This is a genomic window from Sphingomonas asaccharolytica NBRC 15499 (assembly GCF_001598355.1).
Classification (GTDB): domain Bacteria; phylum Pseudomonadota; class Alphaproteobacteria; order Sphingomonadales; family Sphingomonadaceae; genus Sphingomonas; species Sphingomonas asaccharolytica.
This window is the reverse complement of the sequence record NZ_BCYU01000022.1, coordinates 12,444-36,916: the sequence shown is the minus strand read 5'-3', so window position 1 is coordinate 36,916 and position 24,473 is coordinate 12,444. Positions and strand designations below refer to the sequence as shown.

The 24,473-nt window shown below is 65.9% G+C and carries 22 protein-coding genes and 1 pseudogene; 4 read left to right on the top strand and 19 right to left on the bottom strand.

The features are described 5' to 3' along the window. Positions 1–160: 160 nt before the first annotated feature. On the bottom strand, positions 161–1,957 hold the full coding sequence (locus SAS01S_RS08210; RefSeq protein ID WP_169804919.1) for an aspartyl protease family protein: 1,797 nt from the start codon (positions 1,955–1,957) through the stop codon (positions 161–163). 221 nt (positions 1,958–2,178) lie between these two features. Between SAS01S_RS08210 and SAS01S_RS08205 the strand changes: the two genes are divergently transcribed. Beyond that, entirely contained in the window at positions 2,179–3,765 is a 1,587-nt protein-coding gene (locus SAS01S_RS08205) for a DUF1800 domain-containing protein (RefSeq protein ID WP_066807065.1), read from the top strand. Positions 3,766–3,783: 18 nt separating this feature from the next. Beyond that, positions 3,784–4,998, top strand: coding sequence for a DUF1501 domain-containing protein (locus SAS01S_RS08200; protein WP_066807035.1), 1,215 nt, complete (start codon positions 3,784–3,786; stop codon positions 4,996–4,998). 21 nt (positions 4,999–5,019) lie between these two features. On the opposite strand, the gene SAS01S_RS08195 is transcribed toward SAS01S_RS08200, so the two are convergent. The 15 genes and pseudogenes from SAS01S_RS08195 to SAS01S_RS08130 all read right to left on the bottom strand — a co-directional run bounded on the left by SAS01S_RS08195 (position 5,020) and on the right by SAS01S_RS08130 (position 21,163). Further along, positions 5,020–6,411, bottom strand: coding sequence for a glycoside hydrolase family 28 protein (locus SAS01S_RS08195; protein WP_066807034.1), 1,392 nt, complete (start codon positions 6,409–6,411; stop codon positions 5,020–5,022). 320 nt (positions 6,412–6,731) lie between these two features. After that, positions 6,732–9,215 (bottom strand): TonB-dependent receptor, encoded by a 2,484-nt coding sequence (locus tag SAS01S_RS08190; protein ID WP_245656810.1) that lies wholly within the window; start codon positions 9,213–9,215, stop codon positions 6,732–6,734. 29 nt (positions 9,216–9,244) lie between these two features. After that, a complete protein-coding gene (locus SAS01S_RS08185; protein WP_245656809.1) occupies positions 9,245–9,964 on the bottom strand; it encodes a phosphatase PAP2 family protein in 720 nt (239 codons plus the stop codon). Between the two features lie 208 nt (positions 9,965–10,172). Next, positions 10,173–11,573, bottom strand: coding sequence for a sensor histidine kinase (locus tag SAS01S_RS08180; protein WP_066807033.1), 1,401 nt, complete (start codon positions 11,571–11,573; stop codon positions 10,173–10,175). Continuing rightward, positions 11,564–12,244: a response regulator transcription factor gene (locus SAS01S_RS08175; RefSeq protein WP_066807031.1), complete on the bottom strand. Its 681-nt coding sequence runs from the start codon at positions 12,242–12,244 to the stop codon at positions 11,564–11,566. The genes SAS01S_RS08180 and SAS01S_RS08175 overlap by 10 nt, the downstream gene beginning before the upstream one ends. A 95-nt stretch (positions 12,245–12,339) precedes the next feature. Beyond that, positions 12,340–12,744, bottom strand: coding sequence for a RidA family protein (locus SAS01S_RS08170; protein WP_066807029.1), 405 nt, complete (start codon positions 12,742–12,744; stop codon positions 12,340–12,342). Next, positions 12,737–14,395, bottom strand: coding sequence for an AMP-binding protein (locus SAS01S_RS08165; RefSeq protein WP_169804918.1), 1,659 nt, complete (start codon positions 14,393–14,395; stop codon positions 12,737–12,739). Before SAS01S_RS08165 ends, SAS01S_RS08170 begins: the two co-directional genes overlap by 8 nt. Positions 14,396–14,397: 2 nt before the next feature. Then, the gene (locus tag SAS01S_RS08160; protein ID WP_066807025.1) at positions 14,398–15,210 is read right to left on the bottom strand and encodes an enoyl-CoA hydratase family protein; all 813 of its coding nucleotides are present in this window, start codon (positions 15,208–15,210) and stop codon (positions 14,398–14,400) included. Then, complete coding sequence (locus SAS01S_RS08155) at positions 15,207–15,674, bottom strand: MarR family winged helix-turn-helix transcriptional regulator (RefSeq protein ID WP_066807023.1); 468 nt, start codon at positions 15,672–15,674, stop codon at positions 15,207–15,209. The genes SAS01S_RS08160 and SAS01S_RS08155 overlap by 4 nt, the downstream gene beginning before the upstream one ends. Next, a complete protein-coding gene (locus tag SAS01S_RS08150) occupies positions 15,668–16,417 on the bottom strand; it encodes an SDR family NAD(P)-dependent oxidoreductase (protein WP_066807021.1) in 750 nt (249 codons plus the stop codon). Before SAS01S_RS08150 ends, SAS01S_RS08155 begins: the two co-directional genes overlap by 7 nt. Further along, entirely contained in the window at positions 16,414–18,702 is a 2,289-nt protein-coding gene (locus SAS01S_RS08145) for a bifunctional salicylyl-CoA 5-hydroxylase/oxidoreductase (RefSeq protein WP_066807019.1), read from the bottom strand. The genes SAS01S_RS08150 and SAS01S_RS08145 overlap by 4 nt, the downstream gene beginning before the upstream one ends. Before the next feature lie 83 nt (positions 18,703–18,785). Next, positions 18,786–19,022, bottom strand: a complete 237-nt coding sequence (locus tag SAS01S_RS08140) for a hypothetical protein (RefSeq protein WP_157082713.1) — start codon at positions 19,020–19,022, stop codon at positions 18,786–18,788. Then, complete coding sequence (locus tag SAS01S_RS08135; protein WP_245656808.1) at positions 19,019–20,185, bottom strand: radical SAM protein; 1,167 nt, start codon at positions 20,183–20,185, stop codon at positions 19,019–19,021. The genes SAS01S_RS08140 and SAS01S_RS08135 overlap by 4 nt, the downstream gene beginning before the upstream one ends. A 143-nt stretch (positions 20,186–20,328) precedes the next feature. Beyond that, positions 20,329–20,475: pseudogene (locus SAS01S_RS23395) on the bottom strand (radical SAM protein); the annotation flags it as partial. After that, a complete protein-coding gene (locus SAS01S_RS08130; protein ID WP_084238655.1) occupies positions 20,426–21,163 on the bottom strand; it encodes a prolipoprotein diacylglyceryl transferase family protein in 738 nt (245 codons plus the stop codon). The pseudogene SAS01S_RS23395 and the gene SAS01S_RS08130, both read right to left, overlap by 50 nt. Positions 21,164–21,237: 74 nt before the next feature. Between SAS01S_RS08130 and SAS01S_RS22440 the strand changes: the two genes are divergently transcribed. Then, positions 21,238–21,381: a hypothetical protein gene (locus SAS01S_RS22440; protein WP_157082712.1), complete on the top strand. Its 144-nt coding sequence runs from the start codon at positions 21,238–21,240 to the stop codon at positions 21,379–21,381. 9 nt (positions 21,382–21,390) lie between these two features. On the opposite strand, the gene SAS01S_RS08125 is transcribed toward SAS01S_RS22440, so the two are convergent. Together SAS01S_RS08125 and SAS01S_RS08120 are read right to left on the bottom strand one after the other, a co-directional pair. Beyond that, the gene (locus SAS01S_RS08125; RefSeq protein WP_066807013.1) at positions 21,391–21,771 is read right to left on the bottom strand and encodes a VOC family protein; all 381 of its coding nucleotides are present in this window, start codon (positions 21,769–21,771) and stop codon (positions 21,391–21,393) included. A 145-nt stretch (positions 21,772–21,916) separates the two neighbouring features. Then, positions 21,917–22,519: an LmrA/YxaF family transcription factor gene (locus tag SAS01S_RS08120; RefSeq protein ID WP_157082711.1), complete on the bottom strand. Its 603-nt coding sequence runs from the start codon at positions 22,517–22,519 to the stop codon at positions 21,917–21,919. Between the two features lie 138 nt (positions 22,520–22,657). Between SAS01S_RS08120 and SAS01S_RS08115 the strand changes: the two genes are divergently transcribed. Beyond that, the gene (locus SAS01S_RS08115) at positions 22,658–23,338 is read left to right on the top strand and encodes a hypothetical protein (RefSeq protein ID WP_066807010.1); all 681 of its coding nucleotides are present in this window, start codon (positions 22,658–22,660) and stop codon (positions 23,336–23,338) included. A 16-nt stretch (positions 23,339–23,354) separates the two neighbouring features. On the opposite strand, the gene SAS01S_RS08110 is transcribed toward SAS01S_RS08115, so the two are convergent. Next, entirely contained in the window at positions 23,355–24,434 is a 1,080-nt protein-coding gene (locus SAS01S_RS08110) for a DUF3667 domain-containing protein (protein ID WP_066807008.1), read from the bottom strand. Between the last annotated feature and the right edge of the window lie 39 nt (positions 24,435–24,473).

Here is a 24,473-nt window from a genome sequence, read left to right as displayed (position 1 = left end):
GTCGGCTCTCAGACGGCCAACAGTCGCGTAACTAGCGCGTCGTGTTGGGCGTTAGGGCGACAGTTTGCTAATTCACCCAAGCATTAGATCGATCGATACTTGACGCGACCGGGTAAGCCAAGTCGCAACATGTTCAGCACATCCTTACCACAACCCAACCTCACCCACCCCCTCCCCCACCCGGCACCGCCAACATCTCCCGCAACACGATCTCCGCGTCCCGCTCCTGCCCGTCCCTCGCGTAGCGCACCCGCACCCGCGTCCCCGGCTTCTGCGTGAACATGCGCGTCAGCTCGCCGCCGCCCAACTCCCGCGCGTTCCGGCCATCGACGCTGATCAGCTTGTCGTTCTTGCGCAGGCCCGCTTGCGCCGCCGGTCCGCCATCGTTGACGAAGCTCACCAGGATCGTCTGCGGGTCGGTCTTGATCGCGCGCAGCCCGGCGCGGCTGAACGGCACCGGCGCATAGCCCGGCACATAGTCCATGCAGATGCGCGAGCGGCCGTAATCTAACGTGATCGTGTAGTTCGCCAGGATATTGGTGCCGAGGTTGCCGGCCTCGCTGACCGACAAGGCGACGCCGCCCGTGTCGTCGGTCGTGCGGACCATCGGATGGCGCACGGTGCCGCCGCCGACGGCGAAGGTCTGCGCGTACATCACCCAGTTTCGCGACGGCCCGCCGGCGCCATAGGAGACCGCCTCTACCCCGCGATTGTAGCGCGCGGTGACGCCCTGTTGCTTCAGCCAATGGGCATAGAGCTGCAGCGATCCGTTGTTGCCGGTATCGATCGTGAACGGCGCGCGGATGCCGTCGAGCTGACCCTCTATCGTCGGCATGTCGTCGCTGAACCGTGCCGCCACCCATCCGCTCTTGCACGTCACGGCACTGTCGCGCGGCAACAAGGTCATCTTGCCGGCGCGATAGTCGATCCGGGTGATGAAGCGCTCGACCACTTCCAGCCCGAGCAGGCCGTCGAACGGCGGTTGCGCGCCGCGCTCGAACGTCGAATAGCCGAGGTCGAGGATCGAGAAGAATTGGTCGCGCATCACCGCGTCGCCGATGCGGACTTCCTTCACGCGGGTGAATTGCTCCGCGAGCGTCGCCGCGCCGCTGCCGCCGCTGCGCACCCCGCCGATGGGCGTGAGGCCGAGCGCGCGCGCCGCATCGGGCGACAGGATGCTGTGGCCGCCGGTATCGAACAGGAAGTGCATCGGCCGGCCGTTGACGCTGGCCGCGATCTCTAGCTGGGGAAAGGGCGTCGCGGCCACCGTCGTGCCCGCGGCCGGTATCGCGTGATCGTCGGGCTGACGCGGCGCGGCATAGCTGTCCGCCGGCGCGCGGGGGAGCAGGCGATAGGAGTCGATCGAGATCCGCTCTTCGTTGTTGCCGTCGGATTGCACGATGGAGAAGGGCAACCGCCGCCCCGCGACCGCGCGATAATCGGTGTAGCGCGTCTCGACCTTGTAGAACCAGTCCTGCTCCACCGCGCGCGCCAGTTCGCCGGTCGCCGCGTCGAACCACAATTCGACCGGCTCACCACCGCGCGGGGTTGCGGTGAGCACCGAATAAAGCCGTCCCTTGTCGGTGCGCGTGACCGCCGCCCCGCGCTGGGCGCCACCGAATCCCGCTTGCATCCAGCCGAACCGGGCGAGCCACGCACTCGTCTGCGTCCGCCGCTCAGCGAAAGGGCTGTCGAGCTTGTGGCTGCCACCCGATCGGTCGATCCGCCAGTGCGTGCGGCCGTCGTAAATGTCGCCAGTCTTGAACGCTTTCAGGTCGGTGCTGGTGGCGAAGCGGCCGTCGCCCAGGTCGTTGACCGATCGCCAGCTGCCCTGCAGCCCTTCCGCGGCGATCGTGCCGGTCGCGACCAGCGTGTCATGGGGTTGCCACTTGCCCGCCGGCGCGCTCCCGATCAGCAACAGGGCCGCTCCGGCGATCGTCCAGTTCATCCGCACCATGTTAGTCTCCTTGGGTGGGCTCGATAGCGCAGCCGCATTCATGCGGTCTTGAACGCGATTAACATCGTCGCGATGCGCGGCGCTTGCACCGCAGGCTCGCGTTAGCCTCGATACCCGCGCTCGGAAGCCGACCGGTACCGGTTTGAATCCATGGTTATTTTCGCGTCCGACAGGAGCGGTTCAGGATCTGAAGCGTAGAGGACTCCCAAAGGATGGCCGATATGCGCGCACCCGTCTCCGTTCTGCTGTTCGCAACACTCGCCACGCCCGCTTTGGCCGCTCCGCCGGCGCAAGAATCGGCCGCCTGGGTGAACCGCCTGACCTGGGGCGCTTCCGCGGCGGACGGCGCGCGCGAAAAGGCCGGCAGCGGCCGCTGGCTCGACGCCCAGCTCAAGCACCCCGACGATACGTTGCCGCCCGAGGCCGCCGCCCAGGTCGCGGCGATGCGGATCAGCCGCGAGCCGCTGGCGGCTTTGGTAGTCGAGCAGGATGCGGCGAGCCGCTATGCCAACAAGCTCACCGATTCTGCCCAGCGCGACGCCGCGCGCAAGGCGTATCAGCAGGACATGAACGCTCTCGCCAACGAGGCGGCGACGCGATCCCTGCTGCGCGATCTCTACGCGCCCGACCAGTTGCGCGAGCAATTGACCTGGTTCTGGTTCAACCATTTCAACGTCCAGGCGCAGAAGCGCGACATCCGCGCGATGGTGGGAGATTACGAGAATACGATCCGCGATCATTCGCTCGGCAAGTTTCGCGACCTGCTGGAAGCGACGCTCAGGCATCCCGCGATGTTGCGATATCTCGACAACGATCAGAACGCGGCCAACCATATCAACGAGAATTACGCGCGCGAGATCATGGAGCTTCACTCGATGGGCGTCGGGTCGGGCCATACGCAGAAGGACGTGCAGGAACTGGCGCGGATCCTGACCGGGGTCGGGGTCGATCTCAGCCCCAATGCGCCCAAGCTCAGCCCGCAGCGCCAGGCGCTCTATGTCCGTGCCGGGCTGTTCGAGTTCAATCCCAATCGACACGATTTCGGCGACAAGCAGTTCCTTGGCCACACGATCAAGGGAAGCGGCTTTGGCGAGGTCGAGGAGGCGCTCGACCTGATCGCGCGGTCGCCGGCAACCGCGTGCCATGTCTCCGAGCAGCTCGCGACCTATTTCATGGGCGACAATCCGCCCGCCGCCGTGGTCGATCGCATGGCCGCGACCTGGCAAAAGAGCGACGGCGATATCGCGCAAGTGCTTCGCACGATGATCCGCGCGCCCGAGTTCAGGCAATCGCTCGGCACCGTGTTCAAGGACCCGGTCCATTATGCGATTTCGTCGGTGCGCCTGATGTACGGCGACAAGGTGATCGTGAACGCGCAGCCGATCATCGGCTGGCTCAACCGCATGGGCCAGGGCCTGTACGCGCGCGAAACGCCCGATGGCTATCCGATGACCTCGGCCGCCTGGACCGGGCCCGGCCAGATGTCGGTGCGGTTCGAGATCGCGCGGCAGATTGGCGGCGGCGCGGCGGGATTGTTCAAGCCCCCTGCTCCCCCCGCCGCAGTGTCATCCGTGGGAATGGGCGGAGCATCGGCGATGATGGCGTCCGAAGCGCCGCCGAGCGCCGCCGCTGCACCAGCGCCGCCGGCTGTTTCGATACCGCCGCTCCCCAAGCTGCAGACCGCCGCTTATTACAGCGCGGTCGCGCCGGCGCTGGCCGGCCAGACCAAGACGGCGCTGACCCAGGCCAGCTCGCCTCAGGAATGGAACGCATTGTTCCTGTCATCGCCCGAATTCATGCATCGCTGACGCGAACGGAGAAGGCTTATGTTGCTCGATCGCCGTGACCTTATCGCCGGTGCCGCCGCGCTGGCGCCGCTGATCGTCGCCGGGCGCGCGTTCGCCGCGCCGCAAGCGAGCAGCCGGATGCTCGTCGTGTTCCTGCGCGGTGCCTATGACGCCGCCAACATCATCGCGCCGACGGGAAGCGATTTCTACCACGCCTCGCGCCCGACGATCGCGCTGGGCAAACCCAACCCGGCCGACCCCAATACGCCGATCGCGCTCGACGCCGATTGGAGCCTGCATCCGGCGCTCAAGGAGTCGATCTATCCGCTGTGGCAGAAGAAGCAGATCGCCTTCGTGCCCTTTGTCGGCACCGACGATATGAGCCGCAGCCATTTCGAGACCCAGGACACGATCGAGCTGGGCCAGCCGATCGGCGGCCATCGCAACTATAATTCCGGCTTCATGGCGCGGCTCGCCTCGGCGCTCGGTCAGGACAAGCCGATCTCGTTCACCGATCAACTGCCATTATGCTTTCGCGGCGGGCCGGTGATTCCGAATGTCGCCCTGGCGGCGGTCGGATCGAAGCCCGCCGTGCCGCCCAAGGATGCAGCGCTGATCACCGCGATGTACAAGGGACAGCATAGCGGGACGAACGACCTGGGCAGTTCGGTCGCCGAAGGATTCCAGGTGCGCGACACCGTGTTCAAGACGGTCGATGAGGAAATGAAAGAGGCGAGCCGCGGCGCGGTCAGTCCGAAAGGCTTCGAATTGTCGGCGCGGCGGATCGGACGGCTGATGCGCGACCACTTCAACCTCGCCTTTGTCGACGTCGGCGGGTGGGATACGCACGTCAACCAGGGCGGCGCGCAAGGCTATCTGGCGACGCATATCGGCGAATTGGGCCGCGGCCTGGCCGGGTTCGCCGATGAGATCGGCCCCGATGCCTGGCGGAACACGACGGTGGTGGTCGTATCCGAATTCGGCCGCACCTTTCACGAGAACGGGGACAAGGGCACCGATCACGGCCATGGCAGCATCTATTGGGTGATGGGCGGCGGGGTGAATGGCGGGCGCATCGCAGGCCCGCAGGTCGCGCTGTCGCAAGCGACGCTCAACCAGGGCCGCGACCTTCCGGTGCTGACCGATTACCGCGCGATGATCGGCGGGCTCGCGGCGCGGCAGTTCGGACTGGGCGGCGACCGGCTCGGCACGGTGTTCCCGGCGGCCAAACCGGTCGACTTGCTGCTCATCTGAAGCGCGCCGGGCTGGACTACTCTAGGCCACCAGCTCCAGCCCATTCACCCGCACCCCGTCGAGCCGGAGGTCCCGGGTATGCGCGATCACGTTGCGCTCGCGAGCCTTGCCCACCGTCACGTCGCGGATCAGCACGTCCTCGACCGGCGCCGCCTCTACCCCGACGATCCGCAGCGCGCGGCCGGTATTGCGGCAATCGACGCGCTCGACGGTGAATTGCTTGTAGGTCGGGGGCGAATTGCCGCCGCGGCTATGGTGATAGGCGGTGGTGAAGTCGATCAGCGTGTCGCTGTCGCGCACCTTCACGTCACGCACGCGGACCTGGGCGATGGTGCCGCCGCGGTCGAGATTGGCCTTGAAGTACAGCGCCTGCTTGGCGTGGTGGACCTCCAGCCGTTCGGCGAAGATGTTGGAGGCGCCGCCCGACATCTCGCTGCCGATCGCGATCGCGCCGGCGATATGGGTCGACATCTGGCAATCGCGGATGACGACGTTGCGCGTGGGCAGACCGACCCGCCAGCCATCCTGGTCGCGGCCCGATTTGATCGCGATGCAATCGTCGGAAACGTCGAAGCGGCAATGTTCGATCAGCACGTCCTGGCAGGAATCGGGGTCGCAGCCGTCCGAATTGAGGTGATGACTGATCACCGTGACGTTACGCACGATGACGTTGGTCGAATAGACGGGGTGGATCGTCCAGAACGGCGAGTCGACGAATTTCGGCCCGTCGATCAGCACGTTGGTGCAACGGAAGAACTGGACGAAGGGCGGTCGCAGGAAATGGCCGGGACCGAAGCGGCGATCGGCGACGGGCGTACCGGCCTCTCCCATGTCGCGCAGCGCCGCCTTGTCGCGATCCTGGTGCACGCGCCATTGGAAGAAGCCCTGCCCTCCCTGGCCGTCGCACACGCCCTGTCCGGTAATCGCGACATTGGTGCAATCGCGCGCATAAATCAGCGGCGAGTAATTATAGACCTCGATCCCTTCCCAGCGGGTGAGGACGATCGGCAACACGATCTCCTCCGGTTTGCCGAAACGGAGCAATGCGTCGCGTTCGAGATGGAGATCGACGTTGGAGCGGAGATGGATCGCGCCGTTGATCCGCCAAACCCCCGCCGGGACGAGCACGCGGCCGCCGCCCGCTGCGGCGCAGGCGTCGATCGCCGCTTGGACCGCGAGGTGTGCCGGGGCGCCATGCTTCGCGCCGTGATCGAGGATCGAGAAAATCGCGGCGGGGAAGACCGGGGCCCGCATCCGCGCGACGATCGCGTCGACCGGAGCCCAATCGTCGCGGGCGATATCGCGCGGATCGGAGCGAGGATCGGCGGGCGCAGCGGCGGCACGACCGATCGCGGCGCGCGCGACGGCGGCAAATGCAAGAGATCCCGCGACGACCGCGCGGCGATTGACCATCAAACCCCACCCTCTGCCAGGCATTCCGCAACGACCTTGGCCGTCGCCGCGCCCGGACCCTATGCGTGTCGGTCGGCGCGCCCGAATTGGCGACGCCCAATGAGCAACGCCCAATGAGCAGCGGATGCGACCCCGCGCCGACCGATCGTGACTGGTCCGCCCATCTCGCGTGCCCCCACAGCCGCGAGTACCCGGGCAACTGACCGACCCTCGATCTACCTGACCCTACCAGCCGGATGCAGTCCGGAAAAGACCGGAGGCGCGGCGGGACGAGCCGATCGCTTTGCTTGCCAGCTCTTTTTGCACGGCCCGACGCGCGATCAGAACTTCAACCGCGCCGAGACCTGGAATGAGCGCGGCGGAAGGTAATTGAACTGGTCGAGCTGCCCATAGCCGCTCTGAAAGCCATTGGCCGTGGGTGCGCCCGACGAACTGTTGGCGATCGCGGTGACCGCGCGGCTGTTGAATACGTTGTTGACGGTCACGCCCAGGCGCAAATTCTTGCCGATCTCCTGGCTGATCGCGAAATCGCCGATGCTGTAGGGCTTGATGCGATACAGCCGGATGTTCGGATTGCCGTTGAACTCGGTGGCATATTGCAGGCCAGTATATTTCTGGCTGAACGACAGCCGGAAGCCGCCGTTGCGATAGATGAACCCCGCCGCCGCGGTGGAGAAGGGCGCCTTGGCGATCTGCGCCCCGGTCTGGACGCTGCGCGCCTTATTGTACGATCCGTTGGCGAACAGGGTCAGACCCTTGACCGGCATATAGCTGACCTGGCCCTCCACACCCTTGTAGCGGACCTGGCCGATATTGACGAGCAGGCTGGAGTCGCAACCGACCGTGTTGCACGAGCCGATCTTGTTGTTGACGTTGATGATATAGCCGTCGGCATCGATCGAAATCTTGTTGCCGTGCCACACGGTGCCGACCTGGTAGTTGGTCGTGGTCTGCGGCTTGAGGCTATCGAGTGCGGTCGAGAGCTGGCCCGAAGCGGAATAGAAGCTCGACAGATCGGGGACGTACATGCCTTGGGCATATTGGCCATAGAACGACCAGTTGCTCATTGCCTGCCAATTGACCGTCAGGAACGGCAGCGTCTTGGTCCAGGTCGCCGACGTGTCGAGCGGCAAGCGCGACTTCTGATTCACCGCGGCGTCGATCGACCGCTTGAAATTGACGTATTTGACGCCTGGCGTGATCGACAGGCTGGCGATCGGGTGGAATTCGAATTCGGCGAACAGCTGATACTGGTTCCATTTCGAATGCTGGACGTAGCTGAGATTCGCTTCGGAGACCGGCGGTAGCGCGCTCGTCGCCGGAGTGCCCAGATTGGCCTTCTCGTTATAGCTGGGCGCGCCCGTGGTCCTGTCGAAATCAACCAGATGGCGGTCGGTCACTGCATATTCGTACCAGCCGCCGAGGCGGATCTTGCCCATCGAGAAATCGTAGTTGAGCTGACCGATATAGCCGAACACGCGGTACTTGTTCATCTTGCTGTAGCCCAGGATGTCGGTCGCGGGGCCGGCCACCGCCTTATAGGGTGAGGCGGGCGTACCCGCGCCGGAGAAGCCGGTGACGACGTTACCGGTATTTCCCGACCAGGTATTGTTGGTGTAACCGTACATGTACGCACGGTTGTCCATCGAGAAGCCCGACCCGAGATCGCTCTGCAGTCGCAAGTAGGAGAAGTCGGTAGTCTTGTCCGTGCGATTGTACTTCCAATAATCCATCTGCGTCGGATCGTTGCTGAGGCCGTAATTGCGGCCATAAACCCCGACGTTTGAGCCGGCGGCGCAGTTGGTGCCGGTTAGCTGCGTGAGCGCGCTGCCGTCGGGACCGAGCGCGACAGTGCTGCCCTTTGGTGTGGTCGCGCTGCCGCAGGTTGCGCCTTTCAGCACATCCGACTGGTAATAATGGTTGCGGTTCCAGGTGCTCATCACGGTCAACGTGTTCGAGCTGCCGATCGGGATCACCGCCTTGCCATAGAGGTTCTTCGATTCGACCGGCGAATAGGTCAGCGCGCCGTCCGAACGGAGGTACTGCCCAGTCAGCACGATGCGCGTGTCGTTCAGCGCCGCGATCTTGCCGGTCTGGAATTCGGCGCGGCCGATAAAGCTGTTCCAATTGCCGAGGATGCCCTCGACCTGGCCGCCCATCTCATCCTTCACACCGCGCGAATACATGTTGAGGTTGCCGCCGAACGTGGCCTGGCCGAGCTGGCTGGCATTGCCGGGGCCACGGTCGACGACGACGGTCTCGATCGTATTCGACGGGAAGAAAGCGGTCGAATGGTGAGTCGGATTGTTGGTGTCGGCGAACGGAATCGAATCGTAGGTGACGTTATATTCGCCGTCCTGGAATCCGCGGATCGTCGCCTTGGTCTCGCCATAGCCATAGCCGTTGCCGGCGCCCGAGATCGACACGCCCGGGGTCAGCGCGATCAATTCGTTGAAGTCCGAACTCGCGGTGGCGTTGTCGATATAATCGCGGCTGACCGCCGATTGCGGCTGAGTGGTGGTCAGCGATGCCGTGATCGGCGCGCTTTCGGCGGTGCGCGATCCGGTGACGATGATATCGGACGAGGTCAGCGATTGCTTATCGTTCGCCTGCCCCTTCTGGTTGGCGCTGGTCGACTGGTCGTCGCTAGCGGGAGCCGACGCATCCTTGGCGGGTGCGTTGGCGCCGGCATCCTTGGCCGCAGGCGCGGTGGCATCGGGGCCGGCGATCGCTGCAGCGGGCAGCAGGAAGGCGCCGGTCGCCGCAGCGGCGAGCAAAGTGGCACGGAAGGCGGTTCGGTTCATCATCATCCCCAGTTCGGCAAATAGATCGGTTACGGTCGGGCGAGTTCGCGGCGCGCGGCGGCGACCTGATCGGCAAGGCGCGGGTCGGCGAGCAGGCGGTCGGCGATCACCACCGCGACGCCGTGGCTCGCTTCCAGATCGGACTGGAAATGGACGCCGCAAATCTCTCGGCTGAGCGCATAATCCTGCGCCCGCGCGATGATCGCCGGGGCGCGGTCGGGCATCAGCCGAGCGAGCGCCCAGCCGACCGACCATGCCATGCCGCCATGGCCGCTGGGATAGGAGCGATCGGCGACTTTCCCCTTGCCGCAATGCGCCATCTGCGGGTCGACGCCATAGGGCCGCAGCCGCCGGAAATAGTCTTTGCCCGCGCTGACCACATTATTGGTTTCGCGCTGGATCCGTGTGAGCAGTGCGTAGGTGGCGGGGAGCCGGGCGAGGTCACGGCCCGTCGCCTGATCGAACGCGGTGGGATTTTCAGTATCACCGTCGCGCTCGGCCTGAGCAAGGCGCTCGGGCGAGGCGGCAGCGCGCAGGGCCTTCACCTGCTGGAGCTCGAGCGCTTCGAGCCGCGAATTGTGCGGCGGCGGCGGCGCGAAGGTCCGCGCCGGTGCGAACTCGGCGGGGTCGAGCAGGCTGGGCTCGGCCTTCGCGACGGCGGCCTCGGCCGGCGGCAGCGTCTGAGCCTGGACGCACGACATGGCAATGCTCACCGCGAATGCGGCCGGCACCAGATATCTGGCGATCATCAACGCTTCCCTTTTGTCACCCTGAGGACCAGCGGAACCCTGGGGCACCGAAGTCATGAAAGGCCGCTAGGTGGACGTGATGACGGTTCCGTGACTCACTGGCCCACGAACGGCTTGAAAACGGCAACATTGCAAACTTAGAATATTCTCATCACCGGGCTGTCACATCTCCGGCGCCAAACCGGCCCGGCGCCCGCGACGCTATGGATCAAGCAGCGGCGGCGCCGGCGTCAACGAGCTGGCCGGGCAAGTCGTTCGCGGGAATGCGCACGCGCACCTCGAGCCCAGGCGCGGCATCGGCGAGATCGATCTGCCCATGATGAAACCGCACGATCGCCTGCGCGATCGCCAGTCCGAGCCCGCTACCGCGTGTCGTCGACGCGGTTGCGCCGCGCTCGAACGGCCGAGTCACCCGTGCCAGATCGGCGGCGGCCAAGCCCGGCCCATCGTCGCGGATCGTGATCACCGCGCCGCCGCCATCGCGTTCGAGCGACAGGCGCGCGCGCGTTCCGGCGGGCGTGTGCGTGGCGACATTTTCGAGCAGGTTGATCAGCAACTGATTGATCAGGTCCGAATCGCCGGTGATCGCGACGTCGTCGAGCCGCCCGACTTCGAGCGTGCCGCCGCGATCGGCGATCACCGGGTCCATCGTATCGGCGACATCCTCGATCAGCGGGCGCAACGACAATATGCCCATCGCCGAGGGATGCCGGCCGGTCTCGATCTCGGCGAGGCGCAACAACGCGTCGAAGATCGCGATGATCGACGCGCATTCGCGTTCGGCCCGCTCGAACGTGCCCGACAGGGCCGGGTCGCCATCGGTCGCGCCGCGCGCGAGCGTGCCGCGCAGGCGCGTCAGCGGCGTGCGCAAATCGTGCGCGAGGTTGCTCGAAAACAACCGTTGCGCGCGGACCAGCTCCTCCATTCGGTCGATCATGCGGTTGAGGCTGTCGGCCTGGACCGCGAACATGCCGTCGAGCCGGTCGACGGGAATTCGCCGGCTGAGATCGCCCGCGGCGATCGCGTCGGCGGCGCCCTGCGTTTCGGCCAGCCGGTTGGCGGTCAGGCGCGCGAACAGGAAAGTCGCCGATACCCCCATCACCAGGGCGACGAGCGAGATCGCCAATACGATTCCGGGCAGCAACGCGTGAAGGCTGGCCGCCGCTTCGCTATGCTGGACGATCACCAGCAAGCTGCCGCTCGGTAGCCGCGTCGCGAGAGCGCGCCCTTCCTGATAATTGCGGCCGCCGCCGAGAAAACGAACGTCGGAAAAACCGGGAGGCGGCGGCGCGATGTCGAGCCGGCCCGCGATCCGCGCGCCATCGCGGGCGAACAGCACATAGGTCCGTTCGCTCAGCACCTTGCGGCGTTGCCAATCGAAGATTTTGGCCGCCACCATGGCATCATTCGCGCCATGACCGCCGACCGGTTGGAGATATTTGGCGGTGTGATAGCGCAGCGACGCGTCGATGCGGCTCGACACCCAGGCGTCGGCCGCGCTGAATCCGATCATGCCGACCGCGAGCATGGCGATCGCGAACGCCATGCCGAACTGGATCGCGAGCCGGCCGACCCGCGGCGAACGCAAAGCGCGCGGGATCAGGCGCACCGATCGGACCGCAAGATATAGCCGGCGCCGCGCTGGGTCTCGATCGGGTCGCAGCCAAGGCCCAGCAACGCCGTGCGCAACCTGCTCATATTGCTCTCGACGATGTTGGTGGTCGGCGAGAATGAATAGGCCCAGACGCTTTCGAGCAGCATCGACCGGGTGACGATGCGATCGGTATTGCGCATCAAATGAGCGAGCAGCGAATATTGCTTGCGGTTGAGCGCGGCCGAGGCGTCGCGGTAGCGCGCGCGGTGACTGCTCGGGTCGAGTTCGAGCCGGCCGACCTGGAGTCGCGATCCTTCCGGCCGAGATACGTTGCGGCGAGCAATCGCGCTCAGCCGGACGGCGAGCTCGTCCATGTCGAACGGCTTGGCTAGATAATCGTCCGCACCGACCTCCAGCCCCTCGATCCGGTCCTTGACCGAGCCGAGCGCGCTCAACATCAGCACCGGCACCGTATTGCCCTGGCGCCGGACATGATCGATCACGGACAGGCCATTGATGTCGGGCAACAAGCGATCGAGCACGACGGCGTCGTGCGGTCGGCGGTCGAGCATCAGGATCGCCTCCGACCCGGTCTGGGCGAGCGTCGTCTCGTGGCCATGCAGGCCCAGTCCGGCAACAATGTGCTCGGCGATCACCGGATCGTCCTCGACTATCAGGAAGCGCACGCCCGTCTCCGTCGTCCGGCTCCTTCGTTGCGTCCGCCATGTGACATGTCGATGTCAGCACCGTGACGGTTTGCGGTCGCTCTGGCGTTCGGGTCCTAGGCCGGGTTGCTTGGCACCACTGCCATCGCTTGGATCTCGACCTTGGCTCGTGGTTCGACCAGGCGGACGACCTGGACCAGTGCCATGGCGGGGAAATGGCGGCCGATCGTGTCGCGATAGGCGCGGCCGATGTCCTTCTGGCGCGCGACATAATCCTCGATGTCGGTGACGTACCAGGTCAGCGAGACGAGATGCTCGGGCGTCGCGCCGCCGGCGGCGAGTACCGCGACCACATTGGCGAGCGTCTGGCGCACCTGATCGACCAGATCGTCGCTGTCGAATTGCTGCTCGGCGTTCCAGCCGATCTGGCCGCCGACGGCGATCAGCCGCCCTTCGGCCGCGACGCCATTGGCATAGCCGAGCGGGGGCGCCCAACCGATAGGCTGCAGGATGTCATGCATGGTCGGCCTTTCGCGAAGCGGCGGCGGCCTGGCGCAGCCGGAAGCGCTGAATCTTGCCCGTCGCGGTCTTGGGCAGAGCGTCGACGAAACGGATCGCGCGCGGATATTTGTACGGGGCGATCACCGCCTTGACGTGATCCTGGAGCGTTTTGACGGTAAGCGCGTCGGGCGCGGCGTCCGCGATCAGCACGACATGCGCCTCGACGATCTGGCCGCGATCACGATCGGGCGCCCCGATCACCGCGCATTCACGCACGATCGGATGCGCGAGCAGCGCCGCCTCGACCTCCGGCCCGGCGATATTGTAGCCGGCCGAGACGATCATATCGTCCGACCGCGCGGCGAAATGATAGCGGCCGTCCGCGTCCTGGCGGAAGCTGTCGCCGGTCAAATTCCAGCCGTCGCGGACATAGTCGCGCTGGCGCGGGTCGGCGAGGTAGCGACAGCCGGTCGGCCCGCGTACCGCGAGGCGGCCGACTTCCCCGACTGGCACGTCGCGCATCGCATCGTCGACGATCCGCGCTTCATACCCGCCGACCGCGCGGCCGGTCGCGCCGGGCGCGCGATCGTCGACCCGGTTGGTGATGAAGATGTGGAGCAATTCGGTCGACCCGATGCCGTCGAGGATCGGCTTGCCGGTACGCCGCGTCCATTCCTCATAGACCGGTGCGGGCAAGGTCTCGCCCGCCGACACCGCCAGACGGAGCGAAGAGAGATCGGCGCCTTCCTCCATCGCCGCCATCATCGCGCGATAGGCGGTCGGCGCGGTGAAGCTGATCGTCGCGCGGTGGCGCTCGATCAGCTCGACCATATTGGCGGGCGATGCCTGTTCGAGCAGCGCGGCGGCAGCGCCGAAGCGCAGCGGAAAGATCGCCAGGCCGCCGAGCCCGAAGGTGAAAGCGAGCGGCGGCGAACCGACGAAAATGTCGTCTGGCACGACTCCTAGCACTTCGCGGGCATAGCCGTCGGCGATGATCAGCAAGTCGCGATGGAAATGCATCGTCGCCTTGGGCTCGCCGGTAGTGCCCGAGGTGAAACCGAGCAACGCGACATCGTCACGCCCGGTGCGGACCGCATCGAACCGCACCGGCTTGGACAAAGCGGCGCGGTCGAGCTCGGCATCGTGATTGGCGGTGCCGTCGAAGCCGATCACCTTGTTGAGGAACTTGCTGCCCTTGGCGCACGCAACCAGTTCGTCGAGCGCGCGCGTGTCGCACAGCGCCAGACTCACTTCCGCCTTGTCGACGATCTTGGCGAGTTCGGCCGCGCGCAGCATCGGCATGGTGTTGACCACCACCGCCCCCGCCTTGGTCGCGGCGAGCCAGCACGCGACCATCGCCGGGTTGTTGGGCCCGCGGATCAGCACGCGGTGCCCGGCCACGACGCCATAATCCTCGACCAGGGCATGCGCGATGCGGTTCGACCAGTCGGCGAGCTCCTTGTACGTCCGCGCGCGGCCGTTGCCGATCAGCGCAACGCGGTCGCCATGACCGGCAACGACCTGGGCATCGCACAATTCGACCCCGGCATTGAGCCACTCGGGATAGTCGAACCCGTCGAGCAACAGGTCGGGCCATTGCTCGGACGGCGGCAGATTGGCGCGCGCGAAGCCGTCGAGGTGACCAGTGGGGCCGAGAGGTTCGCGCGGCATCATCAGTCGCCCTCGAACACCGGCTGTTCCTTCGCGACGAAGGCACGATAGGCGCGCTCGAAGTCGCGCGTCTGCATGCAGATCGCCTGCGCCTGCGCTTCCGCCTCGATCGCCTGGTCGAGCCCCATCGACCATTCCTGGTTGAGCTGGGTCTTGGTGATGCCGTGTGCGAAGGTCGGCCCGGCGACGATGCGCGCCGCCAGCGCCATCGCTTCGTCCTCGAGCGCGTCGGCGGCGACCAGCCGATTGTAGAAGCCCCAGCGCTCGCCTTCCTCGGCGCTCATCGTGCGGCCGGTGTAGAGCAGATCGGCGGCGCGGCCCTGGCCGATGATCCGTGGCAGCATCGCGCACGCGCCCATGTCGCAGCCGGCGAGCCCGACGCGGGTGAACAGGAACGCGGTCTTGGCCGCCGGCGTGGCGAGACGCAGGTCGCTCGCCATCGCCATGATCGCCCCGGCGCCTACCGCGACGCCGTCGACCGCGGCGATCACCGGCTTGCCGCAGCCGATCATCGCCTTGACCAGATCGCCGGTCATCCGGGTGAAGCGCAGCAGCCCCTTCATATCCATCCCGACCAGCGGGCCGATAATGTCATGGACGTCGCCGCCAGAGCAGAAATTGCCGCCATTAGGCAGGATCACCACCGCATCGACGTCGTCGGCATCGACCAGCGCCCGGAAGGTGTCGCGCAGCTCGGCATAACTGTCGAAGGTCAGCGGGTTCTTGCGCGCCGGATTGTCGAGCCGGATGCGCGCGATGCGATCGGCCACGTCCCAGCGGAAATGCGCCGGCTTCCATTCCGCCATCGCGGTCATGCGTCATTCTCCCATTGGCTGCGGAACGTGGCGAGCGTGGTGCTGAGATCGCGCGCGGCATCGGGCTCGATCGGGGCGAGCAATTCGTCGATCCAGCGCGCGTGTGCCGCGGCCATCGCGGCGAAGGCGGTGCGCCCGGCGTCGCTCAACCGCACGATCGCGGCGCGGCGATCGCCGTCGCGATGGCTGCGCACGACCAACCCGTCGCTGACGAGACGCTCGACGATCCCGGTGACGTTGCCGTTAGAGACGAGCAGGAAGCGCGACAACTCGCCCATCATCATGCCATCGGGCGCGCGGTCGAGCGCCGCCATGACGTCGAAGCGCGGCAAGGTGGTGTCGAACGCCGTGGCGAGCCGTTCGCGCAATTCGCGCTCGATCGCGCGCGTCGTGCGCAACAGGCGGAGCCACAATCGGAGCCGTGCGCGATCGTCGTCGGCGACGCGAGCGACCGCGCTCACCATGTCTCGCCGCCCGAGACCGAAATCGCCTGGCCGGTGACCGAGCCCGCTCCCTCGCTGACCAGCCACAGCACGGCCGCCGCGACTTCCTCGGGCGTGACGAAACGGCCTTGCGGATTGGCGAGCGCGGCGCGCGCTTCCTCCTCCGACCGGCCGATCTTGGCGGTAATCTCATCGAGCGAACGCGCCAGCATCTCGGTCTCGGCAAAGCCCGGGCACACCGCGTTGACGGTGACGCCGCTTCTCGCGGTCTCGGCGGCGAGCGCGCGCATCAGCCCGACTACGCCGTGCTTGGCGGCGACATAAGGCGCGACATAGGCATAGCCCTTCAAGCCGGCGGTCGAGGCGATGAACACGATCCGGCCGCGGCCGGCTTTGGTCATCGGCGCGATCGCCGGCTGGACCGACAGGAACGCGCCGGTGAGGTTGACCGCGAGGCTCGCTTGCCAGTCGTCGAACGTCACCCGCGCGGCGGGCGCGCTCATCGCGGCGCCGGCATTGGCGATGACGATATCGAACGGGCCACGCGCGGCTCGCGCCGCTTCGTACAAGGTGGCGATCGAGGCCGGGTCGGTGACGTCCGCAGCCACGCCGTGGATGCGCGGATGCTCGACCGCATCGAGCGCGTCCTGCCGCCGCCCGCAGATCGTGACCTCGGCGCCCGCTTCCGCCAGCGCCAATGCAATAGCGCGGCCGATCCCGCTGCCGCCGCCGGTGACCAAAGCATGGCTGCCCGCGATCGTCATGGCATCTCTCCGCGCTCGGCAAGGCGATAGAGCTGGTCGCGCCCGGCGAGATACGGGTCGGGCCAGCGGGTTTCCTGGTCGCCGAGCCGTGCGGCGGCGCGGAGCGTCCAATAAGGATCGGCGAGGTGCGGCCGCGCGAGGCAGACGAGATCGGCGCGCCCCGCCATCAGGATCGAATTGACGTGGTCGGGCGAATATATGTTGCCCACCGCCATCGTCGCGATGCCGACCTCGTTGCGGATACGATCGGAGAAGGGCGTCTGGAACATGCGGCCATAGACCGGGCGTGCCTGGAGCGAGGTCTGGCCGGCCGAAACGTCGATGATATCGACCCCCGCATCCTTCAACATCCACGCGATCGCCACTGCTTCCTGCGGCGTGACGCCGTCCTCGCCGACCCAGTCGCTTGCCGAGATACGCACCGAGATGGGTTTGTCCTCGGGCCATTCGGCGCGCACCGCTTTGAACACCTCCAGCGGATAGCGCATGCGGTTGTCGAGGCTGCCGCCGTAGTCGTCGTCGCGGCGGTTGGTCAGCGGGGTGATGAAGCTCGACAGCAGATAGCCATGCGCCATGTGGAGTTCGATCATGTCGAACCCGCAGCGATCAGCCATGCGCGCCGCGGCGACGAACTGGTCGCGCACCATATCCATGTCGGTGCGGTCCATCGCCTTGGGGACCTGATTGGCGGGCGACCAGGGTATCGCCGACGCCGCGATCACCGGCCAATTGCCCTCGCTCAGCGGCGCGTCCATTTCCTCCCAGCCCAATTGGGTCGAGCCCTTGGCGCCCGAATGGCCGAGCTGGGCGCAGATCTTCGCGTCGGTCTCGGTATGGACGAAATCGACCAGTCGTTTCCACGCTGCCTCGTGCTCGGGCGCGTAGAAACCCGGGCAGCCCGGGGTAATCCGCCCGTCAGCGCTGACGCAGGTCATTTCGGTATGGACCAGCCCCGCGCCGCCCTTCGCGCGCTCGGCATAATGCGCGAAATGCCAGTCGGTCGGGCAGCCGTCGATCGCCTTGTATTGCGCCATTGGCGAGACGACGACGCGGTTGGCGAGTGTCATGCCGCGTAGCTTGAACGGCGCGAACATCGGCGCGCGCGGGGCCCCGACCTTATTTAATTCGGCGCCGGCCTGTTGTTGGAACCAACCCTCGGCAGCGCCAAGCCAGGCGTGGTCGCGCAGGCGCAGATTCTCGTGGCTGATGCGCTGCGACCGGGTCAGCAGCGAATAGGTGAACTGGACGGGATCGAGATCGAGATAGCGGTCGACTTCCTCGAACCATTCGGCCGAATTGCGCGCCGCCGATTGCAGCCGCAGCACTTCGATCCGCCGCGCGCCCTCGTACCGCGCCAGCGCATCGTCGAGCGGGAGGCCGGCATGAAGCTCGTCGGCCAGCGCCACCGCGCTTTCAAGCGCGAGCTTGGTGCCCGAGCCGATCGAGAAATGCGCGCTCGCCGCGGCATCGCCCATCAGCACGACATTGCCGTGGCGCCAGGTCTCGCACAGCACGCGCGGGAAACTGATCCAGGCCGAGCCGCGCAAATGGCCGGCGTTGGACATCAAGGGATGGCCGCCGAGATGCGCGGCGAACACCTTCTCGCACGCCGCGATCGATTCCTCCCGGCTCATGTCGCCGAACCCGGCACGCGCCCAGGTCTCGGCCGAGCATTCGACGATGAAGGTCGCGGTACCGGGCTCGAATTGATAGGCGTGCGCCCACATCCAGCCATGCTCGGTCGGCTCGAAGATGAAGGTGAAGGCCTGGTCGAACGTCTGGTGCGTGCCCAGCCAGACGAACTTGTTGGCATAGAGCTGGACGTCAGGCCGGAAGGTGTCGGCGAATGCTTCCCGGACGCGCGAATTGAGCCCGTCCGCGGCGACCACCAGATCGTAATCGGCCGCCAGCGTCGCGGCATCGGCGACCTCGCTCTCGAACTTCAGCGCGACACCCAGGTCGCGCGCGCGCTCCTGCAGCAGCAACAGCAACCGCCGCCGCCCGATCCCGCAAAAGCCGTGCCCGGTCGAGACAGTGCGGGTGCCGCGATGCACCACCGCCACATCGTCCCAATAAGCGAAATGCGCGCGGATCGCCTCGGCACTGAAGGGATCGTTGGCGGCGAGGTTCTGGAGCGTCTCTTCGGACAGCACGACGCCCCAGCCGAACGTGTCGTCGGCACGGTTGCGCTCGAGCAAGGTGACGTCGTGGCGCGCATCGCGCAGCTTCATGCTGATCGCGAAATAGAGTCCCGCCGGACCTCCGCCGACAATCGCGATCCGCATTCGACTCCTCGCCTGATTATCGCGCGAGCGTCGGCCTGTCGGGAAAAAGTTTCAAGTATAAAATATTGGCCGGCGCATGCCGGCTATGGCTGCGGCGGCGTCTTCGATGGATCGGCGCGCAACAACCACCGTCCCCACCAGAACAGGCCGAAGCCGATCGCGAACGGGACGCCGCCGACGACCAGCGGCAGCATGATAACCGACGGATCGCGCATCGCTTCGCTGAACCCCATGAACACGACTACAAGCGAGCACAGCCCGCTGCACGTCATGATCAGGATACCGACGCCGAGCAGCAGGCCGCCGAACAACCCTCTCACCGATCCCTCCTTGCGTCTTGCCGTGCCCTGGCCACGACCACGGCGCCTTCCGCGCCCGGGCGGTAGAATGTGTTGTAGGTGTCGAACGGAATGATCTGTTTGTCCGGCGTGACGAAATGGACGCAGCTGCGCTTCACCGTCGCCAGGTCGAAATTATAGCGGTCTAGGAATTGCAGGATGACGACGCGGAAGCTGTTGGCATAGCCCAGTTGCTCGGGCACCAGCGCCTGGGGCAGGCAGCACAGCACGCCGGCCAGTTTCTCCTCGGTATTGCATTGCGTGGTGGCGAGGCTGAGCAGGTCGAGCACGCCCTGGCGCAGCGCCGGATAAGCTTCGTAACTGATCGTGTTGGGGCCGTTGAGGATCAGTTCGCGCGGCAACAGCGAGGTGATCGGCGTCACGCTGCGCCCGGCGCGCAAGCCATAGCCGATGCAGATCTGGTCGGGATTGCACGGTAAGGGGATCATGTCCTCGATGCCGAACACACCCGCCTTGGCCACTTCGCGCCGGATTTGCGACAGCAGCACGCGGTTGGCCTTGGCATCGAACCCTTCGTTGCGCCCGGTATCCTGGACCGGCTGAAAGGTGACGCCGCGCACGCACGACCAATCGAGTGCATGGTCGACGATCGCCGCGACTTCCTGGTCGTTGACCCCGCGCTTGACCACCGCGACCAGCGTAGTCGACAGCCCGACGCGTTCGAGTTGCTCGAGTGCGGCCTGGCGGATGCGCGACAGCCGCGCGCCGCGCAGGTTCATTAGCGCATCGTCGTTCATGCTGTCGAACTGGAGATAGACTTCGAGCCGCGGCGCGTAGCTGGCCAGCCGATCGACGAATTCGGGCTCCTGCGCGATCCGCAGGCCGTTGGTGTTGATCATGACATGGCGGATCGGGCGGCGCTTCACCGCGTCGAGGATCTCGAAGAAGTGCGGATGGAGCGTCGGCTCGCCGCCCGACAGCTGGACGAGATCGGGTTCGCCTTCGCTCTCGACCAAGGCGTCGAGCATCCCCTCGATCACCTCGAGCGAGAGATGCCCGCCATGCATGTCCTCGGCATCGGCAAAGCAGACTGGGCAAGCCAGATTGCACGCCGAGTTGATCTCGACGATCGCGAGGCAGCTATGCTGTTCGTGGTCGGGCAGAGGCCACAATCGAACGGGCATCCGGCCTCGGTCCGGGTCTGGGTATGCAAGGGGCGATCGCCGGGCTTGAGCCAGTCCTTTTGCGAGCGCCAATAAGCCAGGTCGTCGCTGATCAGCGTCTTTTGCACGCCATGCGACCGACAGCGTTTGAGATAATAGACGCGCTCGTCCTCGATGATGACCTTGGCCGGAACGGTCGCGAGGCAAATCTCGCACAGGCTCGTGGTCTGGCCGTGGAAGATATAGGGCGCCGCCTTGCGGTCAGGCGGGGAGTGGAGCGGCGCGTCCGCGAGCGATCCAGAGGAGTGCATAGGCGCTGAGTCCGATCATCACGAAGTGGAACACGTTGAACGGGCCGATCAATGTTGGATAGGGCTTGAGGAACTCCCAGGCAAATCGCTGGACGGCATAAGCCAGGACGAAGGCGTGGAAGCCGTGCTCGACCGCCCAGCGGCGGCGGCGGACCAGCGCGCGCCAGTAGATGGCGAGGAAGAGCGCCATGGCGAGCGATTCGTAGATCTCGACCGGGTGACGCGCCACGCCGTCACCGAGATCGACTCCCCAGGGAAGCGTGGTCGGCACGCCATAGGTCTGGTCGCCCAGTCCCGCGAACAGGCAACCCCAGCGCCCGACGATGATGCCGAGCGCGAGCGGGATGACGAACGGCCCGCCGGTCGACCCCCGCACGCCGCGCACCCATTTCCACAATTCGACCGCGACGATCGCTCCCGCCAGCGCACCCGCGATCGAATGCGACACCACCGGGCGCGTGTCGCGGAGCGTGTTGAGCGACCCCAGCAGCCATGCGCCCAGCGCGCCGCCGACCGCGAGGCTGACGAAATAGCCGGGCTGGGTCTGCCGCGCGAGCCCGTCGACGCTGGCGCGGCGGTAACGGTAGACCCAGCGCGCGCCGAGAAACGCCGCGATCCAGGCGGCGAGATCGCCGGCATAATGGTACCAGGGCGCGGTCGGGATATGGATCACGCGTGTTGGTAGCATGATCGGGGTGCGAGGCGAGAGCGCGGCCTATTTGCGAGCGCGGCGACCCTCGCTATGGTTGCCGGATGGAAGACATGGTCTTCATCTCGTTGGCCGAAACTCTCATCCACCAGGTCGATGACCGGTTGGGGCGTGCGGCGGCGTGGGCAGTCGCCGTTATCATGTGCGTCCTGCCTATCGCGCTGATCGCCGGCGCGGTGGTCTGGCTGACGTCCTAGACGGGGGCATTACTCCCAGCTGATCGCGTCCTTCGAAAACCCGTCGCGCTGCACGCGGACCACGCAAAAGCGCTGCCCGCTCGGCGCGCGCATCACCACCCAGCGCTCCATCTGCGTGTCGATCGTCGCGCCGAGTTTCTGGAGGCGCTCGACTTCGGCGGGAATGTCGTCGGTTTCGATGTCGAGATGGATCCGGCTGTCATGCTCGACGCGCTGGATCTGCACGCTGATCTCGCCCTCAGGGGTCGCCAGCATCCGGTAATTGCCTCGCGTGCCGGGATGATCGGGGTCGACCGGCCGGCCGAGCGCTTCCGCCCAGAAATGCGCGGCGGCGTCGATATCGTCCGTGTTGCAATCGATCAGAATGCCATTGATGCGCGATCTATGCACGAAAACCCTCCAATGCGGGCATGAGGCATGCGGCGCCTCCGCCATCGTATCGCGAACAGTTTAGGCCCTATCCTCCGTGGTTTACAATCAATGTCGAGTCTGTCGGGATAATCGGACCTTATCGATCGTTACCGCTTGCCCGCGGCTATCGCATGATCGTGCGCAACTGGTCGGCCGCGGCCTTGAGCGCGGTACTATCCTGTTCGGCCTTGGCGATGGTCATCGCGCCGGTGAACAAGGCGATGACGACGTTGGCGAACGCCTCCGGATCGGGCGCGTAGGACGCCTCGCCTTGTTCACGGTCGCGGCGGACGCGGTCCGCGATGGCGTCGCGCCAGACGCGATATTCGCTCGCCAGCGCCCCGCGCAGATCGGCATCGGCCAGCGATAATTCCAGCGCGAGATTGCCGAGCGGACACCCCGACACCGAGCCCTGGGCGTCGAGCGCGGCGGCGACCGTATCGAACGCCTGCAGGATACCGGCGGCGGCACTCGGCGCGTCGCGGACGGTCGCCACCCAGGTCTCGCCCAGTTCGGCCGCGACGCGCTCGCCGATCACTGCCAGCGCGAGCGCTTTCTTGGTCGGGAAATGGTGGTGGAGCGCCCCCCCGGTAACGCCCGCCATGCGCACAAGATCATGCGTGCTAGTCGCGGCGAAGCCCGACGATTGGAACGATCGCGCCGCGACATCGAGCACGCGATTGCGCAGCCCGATCGGATCGTTGGTACGGATTTTCGACCTGGCCATGCTGCCTTTCCTCTCCGCCAGCCATATCGCTCCGATCGATACCGGGCAACCGGTCGGTTCGAAGATCGACCGCCATGCGATCTTTGCGAAGGATTAACCATGCGGGTCCATCATTGCACGACAACACGGATGACAGGCATGTTCGACCGTAAGATCACGTTTTCCGACGGGCAGAGACGGCGCCAGGTACTGCCGAGCGAATTGCGCCTCTCGCTCGACGATGTCGATCGCTACGTCGTCGCCGCGGCGCGCGCGCGGGGCTATCCGGAGGATTTCCTGACCGAAGCGGCGAGGCAAGTGCGCTTTCTGGAGGAGCGCGGATTGCCCGGCTTCGCCTCGTTCCGGCGCGAAATGCTGGAACATGGCACCGAGACGCTGACCCAGCGCGGGCAAGTCGCACGCCCGGATGGGCAGAGCGGTGGGCAATGCCCGATGATCGAGGCGCTGCGGATCGCCCAACGATTCGACCGGATCGTCGCGCTGCCACCCGGCCGCGAGACCGATTACCCGATGCCATCCAATCCGCTGCTCGCGGTGCCCGCGCTGGCCGAATGTGCCCGCCTCCGCGGCATCATCATGATGACGACCTTCTACATCCACGAGCGGCCCGGGGCATATGTGTTCGTCGACGGCGATCGCGCCGCGCTGCACGGGTCGTATCACGCACTGTTCGAGGCCGATTCCTGGGGCATAGCGCGCTTTCCCGAGGAGACGCACGGCACGCCGCCGCTGCGTGATGCTCATGTCGAGGCGATCGACTTTCCGGCGGATGCGCTGCGCGACCTGATGACGCTGATCGAAAGTCAGGACGAACAGTGACGGCGGCTGCCGGACCCTATTCCATCAGCCCCAGCCCGAGCAGCAGGATACCGAATAAGGTCAGGGTGATCGTCGCGAAGATCAGCAGCGCGAAGGTGCGCCACAAGGCCGAGAACCAATTGAGCTGATAGGCGCCGCGCAACTGGAAGAAGAGGTGCACCGGCGGACCGAACGCGATCATGTTGCCGTAGAGCCAGGCCGGCGCGCCGATCGTCATCAGCAGCGAGATGGTCGTCGCCAGCAACATCATGAATGCCAGCGAATAGGTCACGAAGATGGCATGATCGTAGAGCTTGAAGCGCCGCCGCCACAGGAACAGCAACGCCACGAACGGCACCGAGATCGGGATCAGCGCCCAGCTATATTTGTACGCCGAGGACTGCAGCTTGTAGAGCGCGAGCTCGGGGTTCTCGTTGGCTTTGCGGACGCCCTTGTCGAGCGCGGGCCAGCCGGTATTGAGGTTGTTCACCGCCTCCGTGCGGCCTTGCTCGGGACCCGCCGCGATACTGGTGCGGGCGACCCGCAGTCCGCTGAGCGTCGCCTGATACCCGACGATATCGCCCTGATCGTCGTCATCGGCCTTGCCCTGGGCAATGCGCTGTTGCGCGCGGTTGAGCTTGGCCTGGGTGCTGGCGATCTCGCCATCGAGCTTCGCCAGTTTCTCGGCCCTGGTCGCCGGCGTTTTGTCGAAGTTGAAGTCGGTGCCGCTTTCCAGCGAGTGGAAGGTCGCGAACATCAGGAAGACGAAGAACAAGAACAATGCCAGCGGCGACACGAAGCGCGCGCGCTCGCCATCGATATAGCGCCGCGTCAGTCCGCCCGGGCGCGTGACCAGCATCGGCACGGTGCGCCACACCTTGCCTTCGAAATGGAACACGCCGTGGAGCAGGTCATGCCCGATCGAGGTCAGCGTCTTGTGGACATGTCCGTTCTGGCCACAGGCATGGCAGAACGATCCGATCAACGCCGTGCCGCAATTAAGGCAGACGCCGTGCGCGTCCTCCCCGGCCCCGTGTTCGCCCGCTTTCGGTTCGACCGCACGCCCGATCAGCGCCCCGGTGGCGATATCGCCTGCTGCCGCAAATTCCCCGCTCATGGCGCGATGGATAGCATTGGCCGCAGGAAAGGCGATAGC